This window comes from Mycobacterium sp. GA-0227b, from assembly GCF_001499855.1.
GTDB lineage: Bacteria > Actinomycetota > Actinomycetes > Mycobacteriales > Mycobacteriaceae > Mycobacterium.
Genome location: NZ_LQIK01000034.1, coordinates 182,089 through 196,621 on the forward strand (window position 1 = coordinate 182,089; position 14,533 = coordinate 196,621).

Annotated in this window: 12 protein-coding genes; 6 read left to right on the forward strand and 6 right to left on the reverse strand. The window is 68.0% G+C overall.

Annotated elements, in window-relative coordinates; genetic code table 11:
• Positions 1–3: 3 nt before the first annotated feature.
• The 5 genes from AU185_RS25270 to dacB are packed head-to-tail and all read right to left on the reverse strand — an operon-like array spanning position 4 to position 4,179.
• The gene (locus AU185_RS25270; protein WP_156425650.1) at positions 4–210 is read right to left on the reverse strand and encodes a hypothetical protein; all 207 of its coding nucleotides are present in this window, start codon (positions 208–210) and stop codon (positions 4–6) included.
• Positions 197–787, reverse strand: a complete 591-nt coding sequence (gene hpt / locus AU185_RS24120; RefSeq protein WP_059101696.1) for a hypoxanthine phosphoribosyltransferase — start codon at positions 785–787, stop codon at positions 197–199. The genes AU185_RS25270 and hpt overlap by 14 nt, the downstream gene beginning before the upstream one ends.
• On the reverse strand, positions 774–1,763 hold the full coding sequence (gene tilS, locus AU185_RS24125; RefSeq protein WP_059101697.1) for a tRNA lysidine(34) synthetase TilS: 990 nt from the start codon (positions 1,761–1,763) through the stop codon (positions 774–776). The genes hpt and tilS overlap by 14 nt, the downstream gene beginning before the upstream one ends.
• Positions 1,742–2,803: an Rv3626c family coenzyme F420 biosynthesis-associated protein gene (locus AU185_RS24130; RefSeq protein ID WP_231740434.1), complete on the reverse strand. Its 1,062-nt coding sequence runs from the start codon at positions 2,801–2,803 to the stop codon at positions 1,742–1,744. Before AU185_RS24130 ends, tilS begins: the two co-directional genes overlap by 22 nt.
• The gene (gene dacB, locus AU185_RS24135) at positions 2,800–4,179 is read right to left on the reverse strand and encodes a D-alanyl-D-alanine carboxypeptidase/D-alanyl-D-alanine endopeptidase (protein ID WP_059101698.1); all 1,380 of its coding nucleotides are present in this window, start codon (positions 4,177–4,179) and stop codon (positions 2,800–2,802) included. Before dacB ends, AU185_RS24130 begins: the two co-directional genes overlap by 4 nt.
• A gap of 120 nt (positions 4,180–4,299) precedes the next feature.
• Between dacB and AU185_RS24140 the strand changes: the two genes are divergently transcribed.
• From AU185_RS24140 to AU185_RS24150, 3 genes are all read left to right on the forward strand, one after another.
• Positions 4,300–4,794: an inorganic diphosphatase gene (locus tag AU185_RS24140; RefSeq protein ID WP_059101842.1), complete on the forward strand. Its 495-nt coding sequence runs from the start codon at positions 4,300–4,302 to the stop codon at positions 4,792–4,794.
• Between the two features lie 120 nt (positions 4,795–4,914).
• The gene (locus AU185_RS24145) at positions 4,915–5,439 is read left to right on the forward strand and encodes a 2-oxo-4-hydroxy-4-carboxy-5-ureidoimidazoline decarboxylase (RefSeq protein WP_172800427.1); all 525 of its coding nucleotides are present in this window, start codon (positions 4,915–4,917) and stop codon (positions 5,437–5,439) included.
• Positions 5,440–5,499: 60 nt separating this feature from the next.
• Complete coding sequence (locus AU185_RS24150) at positions 5,500–6,651, forward strand: serine hydrolase domain-containing protein (protein ID WP_059101699.1); 1,152 nt, start codon at positions 5,500–5,502, stop codon at positions 6,649–6,651.
• A gap of 4 nt (positions 6,652–6,655) precedes the next feature.
• Here AU185_RS24150 and AU185_RS24155 read toward each other — a convergent pair whose 3' ends face one another.
• Positions 6,656–7,663, reverse strand: a complete 1,008-nt coding sequence (locus AU185_RS24155) for a TerC family protein (protein ID WP_059101700.1) — start codon at positions 7,661–7,663, stop codon at positions 6,656–6,658.
• 293 nt (positions 7,664–7,956) lie between these two features.
• Between AU185_RS24155 and AU185_RS24160 the strand changes: the two genes are divergently transcribed.
• Genes AU185_RS24160 through AU185_RS24170 form a run of 3 tightly spaced genes read left to right on the forward strand, consistent with a single transcriptional unit; the run spans position 7,957 to position 14,512 of the window.
• On the forward strand, positions 7,957–11,886 hold the full coding sequence (locus AU185_RS24160; protein ID WP_156425651.1) for a Pls/PosA family non-ribosomal peptide synthetase: 3,930 nt from the start codon (positions 7,957–7,959) through the stop codon (positions 11,884–11,886).
• Positions 11,883–13,238: a M1 family metallopeptidase gene (locus AU185_RS24165; RefSeq protein ID WP_059101844.1), complete on the forward strand. Its 1,356-nt coding sequence runs from the start codon at positions 11,883–11,885 to the stop codon at positions 13,236–13,238. The genes AU185_RS24160 and AU185_RS24165 overlap by 4 nt, the downstream gene beginning before the upstream one ends.
• Positions 13,235–14,512: a polysaccharide biosynthesis protein gene (locus AU185_RS24170; protein ID WP_059101702.1), complete on the forward strand. Its 1,278-nt coding sequence runs from the start codon at positions 13,235–13,237 to the stop codon at positions 14,510–14,512. The genes AU185_RS24165 and AU185_RS24170 overlap by 4 nt, the downstream gene beginning before the upstream one ends.
• Positions 14,513–14,533 lie beyond the last annotated feature (21 nt).

The following is a 14,533-nucleotide window of genomic DNA, read 5'->3' on the forward strand; positions in this document are numbered from 1 at the left end:
TCCTCATCCTGCGCCGAGCAGGTGATTCGCGCCATTACTTGAGGCATAGTTGGCGCGTCTTGCGCCGCGACCTGCCGGTTGCGCCGCTACGTGATCGGTAATCACCTCAGCTTGCACACCGATCAACGTTTTGCGGCCCGCTACTCGCCCGTTGTCGGCAAAACGTTGAGTGGTGTGACGCGCGAGGATCGTCGCCTCAATCCTGGTCATAGACCTTCGGGTCCAACGTCCCGATGTAGTTGAGGTCGCGGTAGCGCTCGGCGTAGTCCAGGCCGTAGCCGACGACGAACTCGTTGGGGATGTCGAATCCGACGTGTGCGATGTCGACGTCGGCGCGCACCGCGTCGGGTTTGCGCAGCAGCGCGCACACCCGCAGGGAGCGGGGGTGGCGGGTCGCGAGGTTGCGCAACAACCAGGACAGGGTCAGGCCGGAATCCACGATGTCCTCGACGATGAGCACGTCGCGGCCGTTGATGTCGCGGTCGAGGTCTTTGAGGATGCGCACCACGCCGGACGACGACGTGGACGAGCCATACGAGCTGACCGCCATGAACTCCAACTGCGTCGGCAGCGGAATCGCCCGCGCGAGGTCGGTGACGAAGAACACCGCGCCCTTGAGCACGGTCACCAGCAGCAGGTCTTGGCCGCCTGCCTCGACGGCGTCGCGGTACTCCTCGCCGATGCGCGCGCCGAGTTCGGCGATCTTTGCCTGGATCTCGTCGGACGACAGCAGCACCGACTTGATGTCGCCGGAGTACAGCTCGGCGGGTTGCTCAGGCACGGGCACAGTTTTCCACGTTTCGTACCGGCTCGGTGTGCAGGGTCAACATGCCGTCACGGCGAGCGGCGATCAGTCGTCGCTCACGAAGGGACGATCCGACCGCCACGCCACCTTGGCCTCGCCACGCCGTCACCAGCGCGTCCACGCCGCGAATCTGCTTGTCGGTCAGGTCGCTGGCGCCGCCGTCGAGCAGCCAGCGTCGAATCACCCGCAGGCGCAAGGCTTCCGGCAGTACGGTCAGCTTTTCGGTGTCGAGTGCACCGTCGCGGCGAATGTCGAGCAGCGCGCGGTCGGCGAGTTCGTCAAGCGTGTCGGTATCGGCGCGCAACGCGCTCGCGGTGCGGGCGAGCGCCTCGGCGACACCGCCGCCGAGCACGTCTTCGAGCAGTGGCAACACCTCCTTGCGCAGCCGGACCCGGGTGAAGCGACGGTCGGAGTTGTGCGGATCCTGCCACGGATCCAGTCCGAGTTCGGCGCACGCGGCCCGGGTCACCGCCCGCCGAACGCCGAGCAGCGGCCGGTACCACGGCGGGTCGCACGGTCGCATACCGGCGATGGACCGCGCCCCCGAGCCGCGGCCCAACCCCAGCAGAACCGTCTCGGCCTGGTCGTCCAGCGTGTGTCCGAGCAGCACCGGCGCCCCGTCCCGCGCCGCGTCGAGCACCCGGTAGCGGGCGGTGCGCGCGGCCGCTTCCGGTCCGCCTGTAGTGCTGACGTCGACGCGGATCACCTGTGTCGCAATACATCCGAGTGACTGAGCCTGCTGCTGTGCGGTTTGCGCCACGGCCGCTGAGTTCGGCTGCAGCTGGTGATCCACGATCAACGCGGTGGTCGGTTTCACATCGGCCGCGGCCGCGGTCAACGCGAGAGAATCCGCGCCACCCGACAGTGCGACGCACCAGCGGTCGTCGCCGGCGCCGTGGTCACGGGCGAACGCGGTGACGGCCGCCCGTACCGCGGTTACAGCACCCTGTCGATCCATCGTTGTGGCTCGTCGATTTCTTTTGGCAGAGGCAGTGTTTCGGGACCGGACCACACGGAGTTGAACCGGGCCATCCCGACAGCGGACACCACGTGGTCGACGAATGCCTTGCCGCGGGTGTACTGGCTGAGCTTGGCGTCGAACCCGAGCAATGCGCGCACCACCCGCTGCAGTGGCGGCTGTTTGCGTTGCCGCCGCTCGTCGAACCGGCTGCGGATGGTGGCCACCGACGGCACCACCGCGGGGCCGACCGCATCCATCACATGGTCCGCGTGACCTTCGAGCAGCGTGCCCAACACCAGAAGCTGGTCGAGCGCCTCGCGCTGCGGCTCGGATTGCACCGCACGCAGCAGCCCGATCACACCGTTCGAATTGGCATCCTGCGCAACCCCGTTGGCGTTCCCACGGCGACTGCGCACGAATTCCGCGAGCCGCGAGACCATTTCGGCGATGTCGTCGCTGTTTTCCTCGGTGAGTACGGCCAGCGCCCGAGACATGTGGTCCGCCAGCCACGGATTGGCGCGGAACTGCACCCGGTGGGTGACCTCATGCAGGCACACCCACAGCCGGAAGTCGTAGGGCTGCACGCGAAGTTGCCGCTCCACCGCGATCACGTTGGGATAGACCAGCAGTAGTTCACCGCCGTCGGGGCCGAACGGGTCGTACTGGCCGAGGATGCCCGACGAGATGAATGCGAGCACCGCGCCGGTCTGGGCGCCGGTGATCCGGCCGCTGATGAAACCCTTGGGATTCTCGGTTCCGCCGGTCATCACCCGCATGGACCGCGTGGCGGCGCGGATCCACTGCGGCCGGTCCACGATCCGGGCCTCGGGGATCTCGCCACCCTCGTTCAAACCGGTCACCTCGCGCACCGGCAGTTCGGCGGAGCGCGCCGCCTCGGACAACTGCTCGATCACCTGACGCCGCGTGTACTCGCTCGACGCCGGACCCGGGCGGGCCAGCTTCTCCCCGACCGTCGCCGCGAACTTCCAGTCGACGGCGCGACCGACGGAGAGTGAGGACTTGGTCGTCGATGTCATACGTTGCATCCGCACGTTCGCAGCGTGGCGGCCAGGTTGTCGAGCGCGATGCGCCCGGTGGGGCCGGCGTTGTTGGAGATCAGCGCAAACGTCAGGACGCGTCCGCTCGCGTCGGTGACGATGCCTGCCAGTGAGTTGGTGCCGGTCAGCGACCCCGTCTTGGCGCGCAGGAAACCGGCGGCGGGCTTGACGATGTCGGTGTCCAGATAACGGTTGGACAGTGTTCCGCTGCCCCCGGCAATCGGCAGCAGGTCGACCAGCGGCCGTAGCGACGGATGGTCGCTTCCGGCCGCCGCCTGGACCACCTCGTCCAGCGTTTCCGCGGTGAGGCGGTCATCGACAGACAGTCCGCTGGAGTCGAACAGCCTCGCGCCGGTGGTGTCGATCCCGGCTTCGTCGAGAGCGCCGAGCGTCGCACGGACGGCGCCGTCGAAGCTCTGCGGCAGGTTCCTCTCCGCGGCGACCTCCCGGCCGATCGCCTCGGCCATCACGTTGTCCGAGGCGTTCATCATTTCGCGCAGCCGTGGCATCAGCGGCGGCGACTGCACCGCGGCGATCTCCTTGCCGCCGCTTGCGCTTCCGGGCCGCACGCTCACCTTCGCCGGGTCGATCTCCAGCGCGGCCGCCAGCGCCCGGCCGGCGTCCAGCGCAGGTGTGCGCGATCGCGCGGAGTCCACGCTCACCGGCTGGGTGCGCCCGCAGTCGAGCATCACCGACTCCATCGGCGCGATGTCCCCGCCGTCGATGTCCAGCGGATCCCACCCCGGCGCCATCGTCGGGCCGCTGTAGGTGCTGGTGTCGACCTGCACGGCCGTCACCTCGATGCCGCTGCCCAAGACCTGCTCGGCCAGGTCGCTGATCCGCGCCGCGTCGCGGTACCAGGTCTCCTGTCCGGCGGGCGCAGCCGACAAGGTCGGGTCACCACCGCCCTTGAGCACCACCACCCCGGGCGTGTCGCCGCTGTACACGCGGGTGGTCAGCCGCGCGTCGCGGTCCAGCGTCAGCAGCGCTGCGGCGGCGGTCAGCATCTTGTTGGTCGACGCCGGCTGCATCGGCACCTCGGCTTCCTGCGCCCACAGCGTGGTCCCGCTGATGGCGTCGGTGACACGGCCGGTCAGGTGGCCCAGGTTCGGGTCGGCCAGCGCGGGCGCGAGCACGGCGGCCAACCGGTGCGGTACCGGCTTCGGTGCCGAGTCGGCAACCGGCACGACAGCGGGGTTCGCCGTCGCGGCAGCAGGCGCCGGCTTGACGGCGGCAGCTTCGGTGGACGGACCCGCGGTGAGCAGCGCGGCAACCACCACGACCACGGCGATCAGCACCAACACCGCCGCCCCGACCGCCATATGCGTGGATCGCCGCCACCGAATGGGCCGCATGACACTCCTGCTCAACTAGACCGCCCCCGTACAGCAGCGTATCGCTCCATTAAGGTTGACCCGCGTTCTCACAGGACGACCCAGACCAGAGCACAGGGCAAGGAGCCAGGGCACGTGCAGATCGACAGCCAATATGAGGTAGTCATCGAGATTCCCAAGGGTTCGCGCAACAAGTATGAAGTGGACCACGACACCGGCCGGGTGAAGTTGGACCGCTACCTGTATACGTCGATGGCCTATCCGACCGACTACGGATTCTTCGAAGACACCCTCGGCGAGGACGGCGACCCGCTCGACGCACTGGTGCTGCTGCCCGAATCGGTGTTTCCCGGCTGCGTCGTCGAGGTTCGTCCGGTCGCGATGTTCCAGATGACCGACGAGGCCGGCGGCGACGACAAGGTCCTGTGCGTGCCGGCCGACGACCCGCGGTGGGAGCACATCCAGGATCTCGGTGACGTCCCCTCCTACGAACTCGAGGCCATCAAGCACTTCTTCGTGCACTACAAGGACCTCGAGCCAGGTAAGTACGTCAAGGCCGCCGATTGGGTGGGGCGCGAGAAGGCCGAGGCGGAAGTGCAGGCGTCGGTGCAGCGGTTCAAGGAATCGAGTCACTGAGCCTGACCCCGGGCTTCTGAAACCCGCTCAAGTCCACTGAAACCCACTGAAATCTACTGAATTTTCCTCGCTGTAACCCGAGGTAACCTGCCTGTTCTCCACGGCTTCGATCATGATTCTGTGTTGATGCATCAGGGGATAGGCCTCGACGTGTTCAACGCAATGCCGATGCGCAGGGCGGTGCACGCCGTGTACGAATGTTGCTACAGCGTGCCGTTGGCCGCCGATCTGGCGCGCGCTCGTCCCTACCCCGATCACGCCGCGATGTTCCGCGAGGCGGACGCATTGTTGTTCGGGCTGTCGGAGCACTCCGTCGACACGATCCTGCAGGCGTATCCAGACGTCGGGCGGCGACCGGGCAGCGAGAAGTCGGCTGCCGAACAATGCGCGATCTGGTGCGACCAACCCGAGATGATGGAGCGGCTGGCCCGGGCCTCGAGGCGCTATGTCGAACATTTCGGCTTCGGCTTCGTGATGTTCGTCAACGGCGACGGCGCCGAACAGGTGCTCGCGACGGTGACCGACCGGATGCACAACGACGTCGACACCGAGCGCAAGATCGTCCGCAACGAGTTGGCCCGCATCAACCGCACCCGCTTCGAGCGCATGCTGGGTCCCGAGGGCGGCTACGACAACTGGTGGTGAGCCTGGTCGGGCGTGCGCCAACTGGCCACTCGACGCCCGCGCCGCGGGCATGATGAGCCGATGCACAACGTCATCGACGGCAACTGGGACAGCCGATTCGACAAGGTGGCCGAAGCCCTCGCCGACGAGATCACCAAGGGCGAGGAACTCGGTGCGTCCATCGCGGTCGATATCGACGGCGAGTCCGTCGTCGACATCTGGGGCGGCCACGCCGACCGCGCCAAGACGACCCCATGGGGCCGCGACACGATCGTCAACTTCTGGTCCTGCAGCAAGACGCTCACCGCGCTCGCGGCGTTGATGGTCATCGACCGGGGCCAGCTCGACCCCTACGCCCGGGTCGCCGACTACTGGCCCGAGTTCGCGGCGAACGGCAAGCAGGACATCGAAGTCCGACATCTCTTGGCGCATACCTCCGGGGTGTCGGGCTGGGAGGCGCCATTCGGGCTCGAGGACATGTACGACTGGGACAGTTCGACCAGCCGCCTGGCGGGTCAGGCCCTGTGGTGGCCGCCCGGGACGGCGTCGGGCTATCACGCACTCAACTACGGCCATCTCGTCGGCGAGGTGATCCGGCGCGTCACGGGCAAGACGCTCAAGGAGTTCGTCCGCGACGAGATCGCCACGCCGTTGGACGCCGATGTGCAGATCGGCACGGCGCCGGAGGACGACCACCGGATCGCCGAGCTGATCCCACCGCCGCCTCTGGACCTGCCGTACGACCTTCTGCCGCAGGACCATCCGATGATCAAGACGTTCGGCACGATCCGGCCCGACCAGGACGTCGCCTCCATCGCCGAGACGGTCGCGTGGCGGCGGGCGGATATCGGCGGCGCGAACGGCCACGGGAACGCCCGGGGACTGGCGCGGGCGCTGTCACCGATCTCGTTGGGCGGCAAGGCCAACGGTGTGCAGCTGCTGGCACCGGCGACCATCGACCTGATCTTCGACGAACAGTCCAACGGCCCGGACCAGGTGTTGATGATCCCGCTGCGTTTCGGCATCGGCTTCGGACTGCCTTGTCCGGCAAGCGTTCCCGCGATCCCGGAAGGGAACATCTGCTTCTGGGGCGGCTGGGGCGGCTCGATGGCGGTGATGGACGTCGACCGCCGAACGACACTGACTTACGTGATGAACCGGATGGGGCCCGGCACCACGGGAACCGAACGCACGAACCGCTACGCAAACCTCGTCTACGAAGCGCTCGCCTGACCGCTCAGCGCGAATCGATCGATTTCGTGGTCTCGCTCGCGCCGTTCTTCACGTCGTGCACCCGTGTCTTGTAGAGGCTCGCCGCGGTGGTGATGAGCAGCGTCACGACGATCACGCCCAGTGACAGCAGCGTCGGGATCTCGGGCACCGGAACATGCTCGCCGCCGTTGATGAACGGCACCTCGTTCTCATGCAGCGCATGCAGCAGCAGCTTCACCCCGATGAACCCGAGGATGAACGCGAGGCCCTGAGACAAGAAGACGAGTCGCTTGAGCAGGTCGCCCAGCAGGAAGTACAGCTGGCGCAACCCCATCAGCGCGAACACGTTCGCCGTGAAGACCAGGTACGGCTCCTGAGTCAGGCCGTAGATCGCCGGAATGGAGTCGAGCGCGAAGATCAGGTCAGTGGTGCCGAGCGCGACGATGACGAGAAACATCGGCGTCATCAGCCGCTTGCCGTTGTCCTTCACCCACAGCTTCAGGCCGTCCCACTTGTCGGTCATGCTGAGGTGGTTGCGTGCGAACCTCACCACGATGTTGTCGCCGTCGTCCTCGTGATCGGTGTTGCGGGCGAGGTTGATCGCGGTGTAGATCAGGAACGCGGCGAAGATGTAGAACACCCACGAGAACTGGTTGATCGCGACGGCGCCGAGCGCGATGAAGATGCCGCGGAAGATCAACGCCAGAATGATGCCCACCAGAAGCGCCTGCTGTTGATACTTCCTGGGCACGTTGAAGCTCGCCATGATGATCAGGAACACGAACAGGTTGTCCACCGACAGGCTGTATTCGGTGAGCCAGCCGGCGAAGAACTCGAGCCCGTACTGCCCGCCGTGGAAGAACCAGGTCCACAATCCGAACGCGATCGCCAGCCCCACGTAGAACGTCAGCGCGATCCCGGTCTCCCGTCTCGACGGTTCATGCGGCCGCCTGCCGATCACGATGACGTCGAACAGCAGGATTCCGATCGTCACGCTGAGCGTGATGATCCATTCGAGTTGGGAAACGTTCACTGATCCTCCGGTCGTCATAGCGCCGGAGGTCTCTTCCACCGCCACGACGGCTCGTGTCGGCCCGCAGCACCGGTCGTCCGATGACGGCCGACGTGATGACGACACCGCGGCGAAGGAATACTCCCCTCCGCAGCCGATTCTGCCAGGTACCTGCGAATGACCGAAACCGGGGGAAATCAAACCTGCTGTCGACGACGTCGCCGACGGGCCACGTCCCGGCGTTGTCGTAATCGTGATCACGCCCCGCGTGCGGCGCGGGCAACACCACCCCGTCGCTGAGTAGCTTTGTAGCCGTGACTGGGGAGTCGGCGCCGGAAGTACCGCCTCAATATTTGTTGTCCCCGGTGGCGCCGGCGCCCCGCACGCTCATCGACATCCTCTACGAAACCGCGGGCCGCTATCCCGAAGCGCCCGCGATCGACGACGGCGAGGTGCAGCTCACCTACGCCGAACTCATCACCGACATCGAGGACAGCGTGCGGTGGCTGGCCGCGCGGGGCATCGGCCGCGGCGACCGGATCGGCGTCCGCATGCCATCGGGCAGTTACGCACTGTACGTCGCGATCCTGGCGACCCTGGCCACCGGCGCCGCCTATGTGCCCGTCGACGCCGACGATCCGCAGGAGCGGGCCGAACTGGTGTTCACCGAGGCCAACGTGGTGGCCATCATCACCGAAGCGGGGCTTTCCCGCGGGCCCGGTTCGTCCCGGGGCTGGCGCGCGGTGTCGCCACTCGGTCGCGACGACGCGTGGATCATCTTCACGTCCGGCTCGACCGGCACCCCGAAAGGCGTCGCGGTCACCCATCGCAGCGCCGCCGCGTTCGTCGACGCCGAGGCACGAATGTTTTTGCAGGACAATCCGATCGGACCCGGCGACCGCGTGCTGGCCGGGTTGTCGGTGGCATTCGACGCGTCGTGCGAGGAGATGTGGCTGGCCTGGCGCCACGGAGCCTGCCTGGTGCCCGCGCCGCGGTCGCTGGTGCGCAGCGGAATGGATCTGGGGCCGTGGCTCGTCGCGCGCGACATCACGGTGGTGTCCACGGTGCCGACCCTGGCCGCCCTGTGGCCGGCGGAGGCGCTCGAGGCGGTGCGCCTGCTGATCTTCGGCGGCGAAGCCTGCCCGCCCGACCTGGCGGACCGGCTCGCCGTCGAGGGCCGCGAGGTGTGGAACACCTACGGACCGACCGAGGCGACCGTCGTGGCATGCGCCGCGCGCCTGACCGGTGACGGCCCGGTGAGCATCGGGCTGCCGCTGGCCGGCTGGGACCTGGCCGTGGTCGATCGAAACGGTGAGCCGGTGCCGTACGGCGAGGTGGGCGAACTCGTGATCGCGGGGGTGGGGTTGGCGCGCTACCTGGACCCTGAGAAGGACGCGGCGAAATACGCGCCGATGCCACTGCTGGGTTGGTCGCGGGCCTACCGCAGTGGTGACCTGGTGCGGCTGGAACGCGACGGCCTCTACTTCGTCGGTCGCGCCGACGACCAGGTCAAGGTCGGCGGTCGGCGCATCGAACTGGGCGAAGTGGACGCCGCGCTGGTCAACCTGCCCGGCGTCAGCGGCGGTGCAGCGGCGGTGCGTCGAACGACCAGTGGCACCCCGCTGCTGGTCGGCTACGTCACCCTTTCGCCTGCCAGCGACGCCTCGTCGTTCGACCTCACCAAGGCGCGCATCGCGCTGGCCGAGACACTGCCGGCAGCGCTGGTCCCGCGCCTCGTGCTCGTCGACGAGCTGCCGACCCGCACCTCGGGCAAGGTCGATCGCGACGCCCTGCCGTGGCCGCTCGACCCTGCCAGAATCGACGCCGAGGACCACGGCGCCGACCTGACAGGCACGATGGGCTGGCTCGCCGGCCTCTGGCGCGACGTGCTGGGCGCCCCGGTCGACGGCCCCGAAGCGGACTTCTTCGCGCTCGGCGGCGGCTCACTGTCGGCGGCGCAACTGGTCGCCGCGCTGCGCCGGCGCCATCCTCAGGTGACCGTCGGCGACCTCTACGACCATCCCCGGCTGGGATCGCTGGCGAGCTTTCTCGATGACCTTGAACCACCACCGCAGGTGGGTCCGCGCGAGGTGAAGCCGACGTCGCGTCTCACGCAGGGGGCCCAGGTGACGTTGTCGCTCCCGCTGGCGACGCTGACCGGTCTGCAGTGGGTGGTGTGGCTGGCGTTGGCCAACAACGTTCTGGCCGGAGTCGTGCCGTGGACCGCGCCGCTGAATTGGTGGTGGGTCGGGGTGGGCTTCGTCTTGTTCGTCACGCCGATCGGCCGGATGGGCATCGCGGCGCTGTGCGCCCGACTCCTGCTCAGCGGGTTGGCGCCGGGCACCTACCGGCGCGGCGGCCCCGTCCACCTGCGGGTGTGGCTCGCCGAGCGGATCGCCGAAGCCAGCGGCGCCGAAAACCTCGCGGGCGCACCGTGGTTGGTGTTTTACGCGCGCGCACTGGGCAACAAGGTCGGCAAGGGCGTGGACCTGCACTCGACTCCGCCGGTGACCGGGATGCTCAAGCTCGGGCACCGCAGCTCGATCGAGCCGGAGGTCGATCTGTCCGGCCACTGGATCGACGGCGACCGATTCCACGTCGGGCCGATCACCGTCGGAAACGACGCGACCGTCGGTGCGCGGACGACGCTGCTGCCTGGCGCCGTCGTCGGAAAGAACGCCGATGTGGCCCCCGGCTCCGGTGTCGTCGGCAAGGTGAAAAACGGTCAGTACTGGAAGGGTTCGCCCGCGGTGAAGTCGGGCAAGGCGCGGCACCCGTGGCCGGACCACCGCCCGCGCCGGGCCCCGCTGTGGGTAGCGGTCTATGGCGTCACGTCCCTTTTGCTCGGCGGGCTGCCGCTCCTCGCGATCGCCGTCGGGTTGGCCGTGCTGGGTTACGGCGTCCGCGATACCGCGTCGGTGACCGACGCGATCGCGCCCGCTGTCCTGTGGACGCCGGTGGCGACGCTGGCCGCGGTGGCGGCCTACGCGGTGCTCACGGTGGGCGGAGTGCGACTGCTGTCGCTGGGATTACGGGAGGGCTATCACCCGGTGCGCAGCCGCATCGGATGGCAGATCTGGGCCACCGAGCGCCTGATGGACGCCGCACGCACCTATCTCTTCCCGATTTATGCAAGCCTGCTCACGCCGTGGTGGCTGCGACTTCTCGGCGCCAAAGTGGGTCGGGGAACAGAGATTTCGACGGCGCTGCTCACCCCGAAATTCACCGTTGTGCAGGACGGTGCGTTCCTGGCCGACGACACCATGGTGGCGTCCTATGAACTGGGCGGCGGCTGGATCCACGTCGCGAAGGCGACAATCGGCAAGCGGGCTTTCCTCGGAAACTCGGGCATCACCCAACCGGGCCGCAGAGTGCCCGACGACGGGCTTGTCGCCGTGCTGTCGGCGGCCCCGCGCAAGGCCAAGGCGGGGTCGTCCTGGCTAGGCAGTCCGCCGGTCAGGTTGCGCCGCAAACCGACTGCGGCCGACGCGCTGCGCACCTTCGCGCCGACGGCGCGGCTGAAGCTGCTGCGCGGGCTGGTCGAGACGTGCCGCATAGTCCCGCTGATCGTGACGTTCGCCATCGGTGTCGCGGTGTTGCTCGCCTTACAGTGGCTGGCGGTGCATGCCGGTTGGGGGTGGGCTGCGCTGGCCGGCGGTGCGGTGATCCTGGCGGCCGGCGCGGTCGCCGGGATCACCGCCGTCATCGCGAAATGGCTTGTGGTCGGGCGTATCGAGGCCGACGAGCATCCGCTGTGGTCGCCGTTCGTCTGGCGTAACGAGGTCTCCGACACCTTCGTCGAAACGGTCGCCGCGCCGTGGTTCGCGCGCGCGGCCAGCGGCACGCCGGTGATGAACCTGTGGCTGCGCGCACTGGGTGCCCGGATCGGTCGCGGCGTCTGGTGTGAGACGTACTGGCTGCCGGAGGCCGACCTGGTCACCCTCGAGACGGGCGCAACGGTCAACCGCGGCTGCGTGGTGCAGACCCACCTGTTCCACGACAGGATCATGCGGATGGACACCGTTGTGCTGGAACGCGGTTCGACACTCGGCACGCATTGTGTCGCACTGCCCGCGGCGCGTATCGGTGCGGGAGCGACCGTCGGCCCCGCTTCGCTCGTGATGCGTGGCGATGAGGTGCCGCCGTCGACGCGCTGGCAGGGCAATCCCATCGCGCCGTGGCTTGCGCCGCGCAAGAAGCGCCGTGGCGCGTCGGCACCTTCGACCAGAACAACGGCCGCGTGACGAGCAGCAAGAAGGCCGCGGACGGGAGGAGCGGAGGTGCCGGAGCGCCGGTCATCGACCCGTACGTACCGGCCAGCGGCAACTTCGGTTACCGGGTGTCGCGCTATGAACTCGATCTTGAGTACAAGGTGGCGATCAACCGGCTCGCAGGCACGGCGACGATCACCGCGATGACGCTTGCAGCGTTGCGCACCTTCACCCTCGACCTCAGCAACAAGCTGTCGGCGACGAAGGTGACCGTCAATGACGCCCGCCCGCAACGGTTTCACACCTCGGCGGGCAAACTGCACATCACATTGCGTGGCACGCTGCCGGCCGGCGCGGCGATGACGATCGTCGTGCGCTACGGCGGGGTTCCGCGGCCAATCCGTTCGCTGTGGGGTGACGTCGGGTTCGAGGAACTGACCGACGGCGCCCTGGTCGCCGGCCAGCCGAACGGTGCACAGTCATGGTTTCCCTGCGACGACCACCCGAGCGCGAAGGCGAGCTTTCGCATCCAGATCACCACCGAGAGCCCGTATCGCGCGATCGCCAACGGCGAGTTGGTGTCGCGGCGTGCGCGGGCCGGGATGACGACGTGGACCTACGAGCTGCCGGAGCCGACGTCGACATATTTGGTCACGGTGCAGATCGGGATGTACGACCGGCATCGCATGGCCAAGAACGGCATTCCGATCGACGCAGTGCTGCCGGACCGGTTGCGCGGCAACTTCGAACACGACTTCGCCCGACAGCCGCAGATGATGAAGCTGTTTGTCAAGTTGTTCGGCCCCTACCCGCTGAGCGGGGGTTACACCGTCGTGGTCACCGACGACGAACTCGAGATTCCCTTGGAGGCGCAAGGTATTTCGATCTTCGGCGCCAACCACTGCGACGGCAGCCGCGGCGCCGAGCGGCTCATCGCGCATGAACTCGCCCATCAGTGGTTCGGCAACTCGGTGACCGCGAAACGGTGGCGGCACATCTGGCTGCACGAGGGCTTCGCCTGCTACGCCGAGTGGCTGTGGTCGGAGAACTCCGGCGGCCGCAGCGCCGGCGACTGGGCGCGGCACTACCATCAGCGGCTCGCAAGCTCGCGGCAGGACCTCGTCCTCGCCGATCCCGGTCCACGGGACATGTTCGACGACCGGGTGTACAAACGCGGCGCGCTCACGCTGCACGTACTGCGGCACCATCTCGGCGATACCAACTTCTTTGCCCTACTGCAGGATTGGACTGCGCGCTATCGGCACAGCACCGTGGTGACCGACGATTTCACCGGCCTGGCATCGCATTACACGAACACGTCACTGCGACCATTGTGGGACCGCTGGTTGTATTCGACGGACCTTCCCGCGCTGGAGCCGTCGTGACCGATGCGGGCGCGCCGTTCGATGCGCTCAGCGCAAGCGGCACATCGCCGACCGGTCCGGTCGCTCGCAGCAGCGTCGCTCGGGTCGGTGCGGCGACTGCCGTGTCCGCGCTGTGCGGTTACGCGGTGCTGTATCTGGCAGCCCGCGACCTCGAACCAGCGGGCTTCTCGGTGTTCGGGGTGTTCTGGGGAGCGTTCGGACTCGTCACGGGCGCGGCGTTCGGCCTGCTGCAGGAGGCCACCCGGGAGGTGCGCACCGCCGGTGATCTCGAGGCAGCCGACGGGCCACACACCCGTCCGGTGCGGGTTGCCGCCGTCGTCGGCGTCGTGTCGGCAGCGGCGATCGCGGTGAGCTCACCGCTGTGGTCGGAGCATGTGTTCGTCGAATCACGGTGGCTCTCGATCGCGTTGCTGGCCGTCGGGCTGGCCGGGTTCTGTTTGCACGCAACGCTGCTCGGGATGCTGGCGGGGTTGAACCGATGGACGGCCTACGGCTCGCTGATGGTGACCGACGCCGGGCTGCGGGTGCTGGTGGCCATCGCGACGTTTCTGATCGGCTGGGGGCTGGTCGGCTACCTGTGGGCCACCGTGGCGGGTGCGGTGGCATGGCTGCTCATGTTGATCGCCTCACCCACCACCCGGCACGCCGCCGGCCTGCTGACCCCGGTTCGCACCGCGACGTTCCTGCGCGGCGCGATGCACTCGATCGCCGCCGCGGGCGCCAGCGCGATCCTCGTGATGGGCTTTCCCGTGCTGCTCAAGGCGACCTCGGGCGAGCTCGGCGCGGCCGGAGGTGTGGTGATCCTCGCCGTGACGCTGACCCGGGCGCCGCTGCTCGTTCCGCTCACGGCGATGCAGGGGAACCTGATCGCCCACTTCGTCGACCAGCGCGCGCACCGGTTGCGAGCGCTGGCGGCCCCTTCGGTCCTCGTCGTCGGCGTGGGTTCGCTGGGCATGCTCGCCGCGTGGATGGTCGGGCCGTGGTTGCTGCGCAGCGGGTTCGGCGCGGAGTACCGGGCCGACGGCGCGCTGCTGGCCTGGCTGACGGCCGGGGCGACCGCGATTGCGTTGCTCACACTGACCGGTGCGGCGGCGGTGGCGGCGTCGCTGCACCGCGCGTACTCGCTGGGCTGGGTGTCGGCCACGGTTGCCTCGACGCTGTTGCTGCTGCTACCGCTCGACCTGCAGACCCGCACCGTGTTCGCGCTGATGTGCGGGCCGCTGGTCGGTATCGCGGTGCACCTGCGCGCGCTGTCACGCAAGCGCACAGGGTGATCGAGGGTGCGGATCGAGATC

Bases quoted from the DNA above. Each gene is read 5' to 3' on its own strand.
- AU185_RS25270 (WP_156425650.1), bottom strand. From the start codon at position 210: ATGACCAGGATTGAGGCGACGATCCTCGCGCGTCACACCACTCAACGT.
- tilS (WP_059101697.1), bottom strand. From the start codon at position 1,763: ATGGATCGACAGGGTGCTGTAACCGCGGTACGGGCGGCCGTCACCGCG.
- AU185_RS24130 (WP_231740434.1), bottom strand. From the start codon at position 2,803: ATGACATCGACGACCAAGTCCTCACTCTCCGTCGGTCGCGCCGTCGAC.
- dacB (WP_059101698.1), bottom strand. From the start codon at position 4,179: ATGCGGCCCATTCGGTGGCGGCGATCCACGCATATGGCGGTCGGGGCG.
- AU185_RS24150 (WP_059101699.1), top strand. From the start codon at position 5,500: ATGCACAACGTCATCGACGGCAACTGGGACAGCCGATTCGACAAGGTG.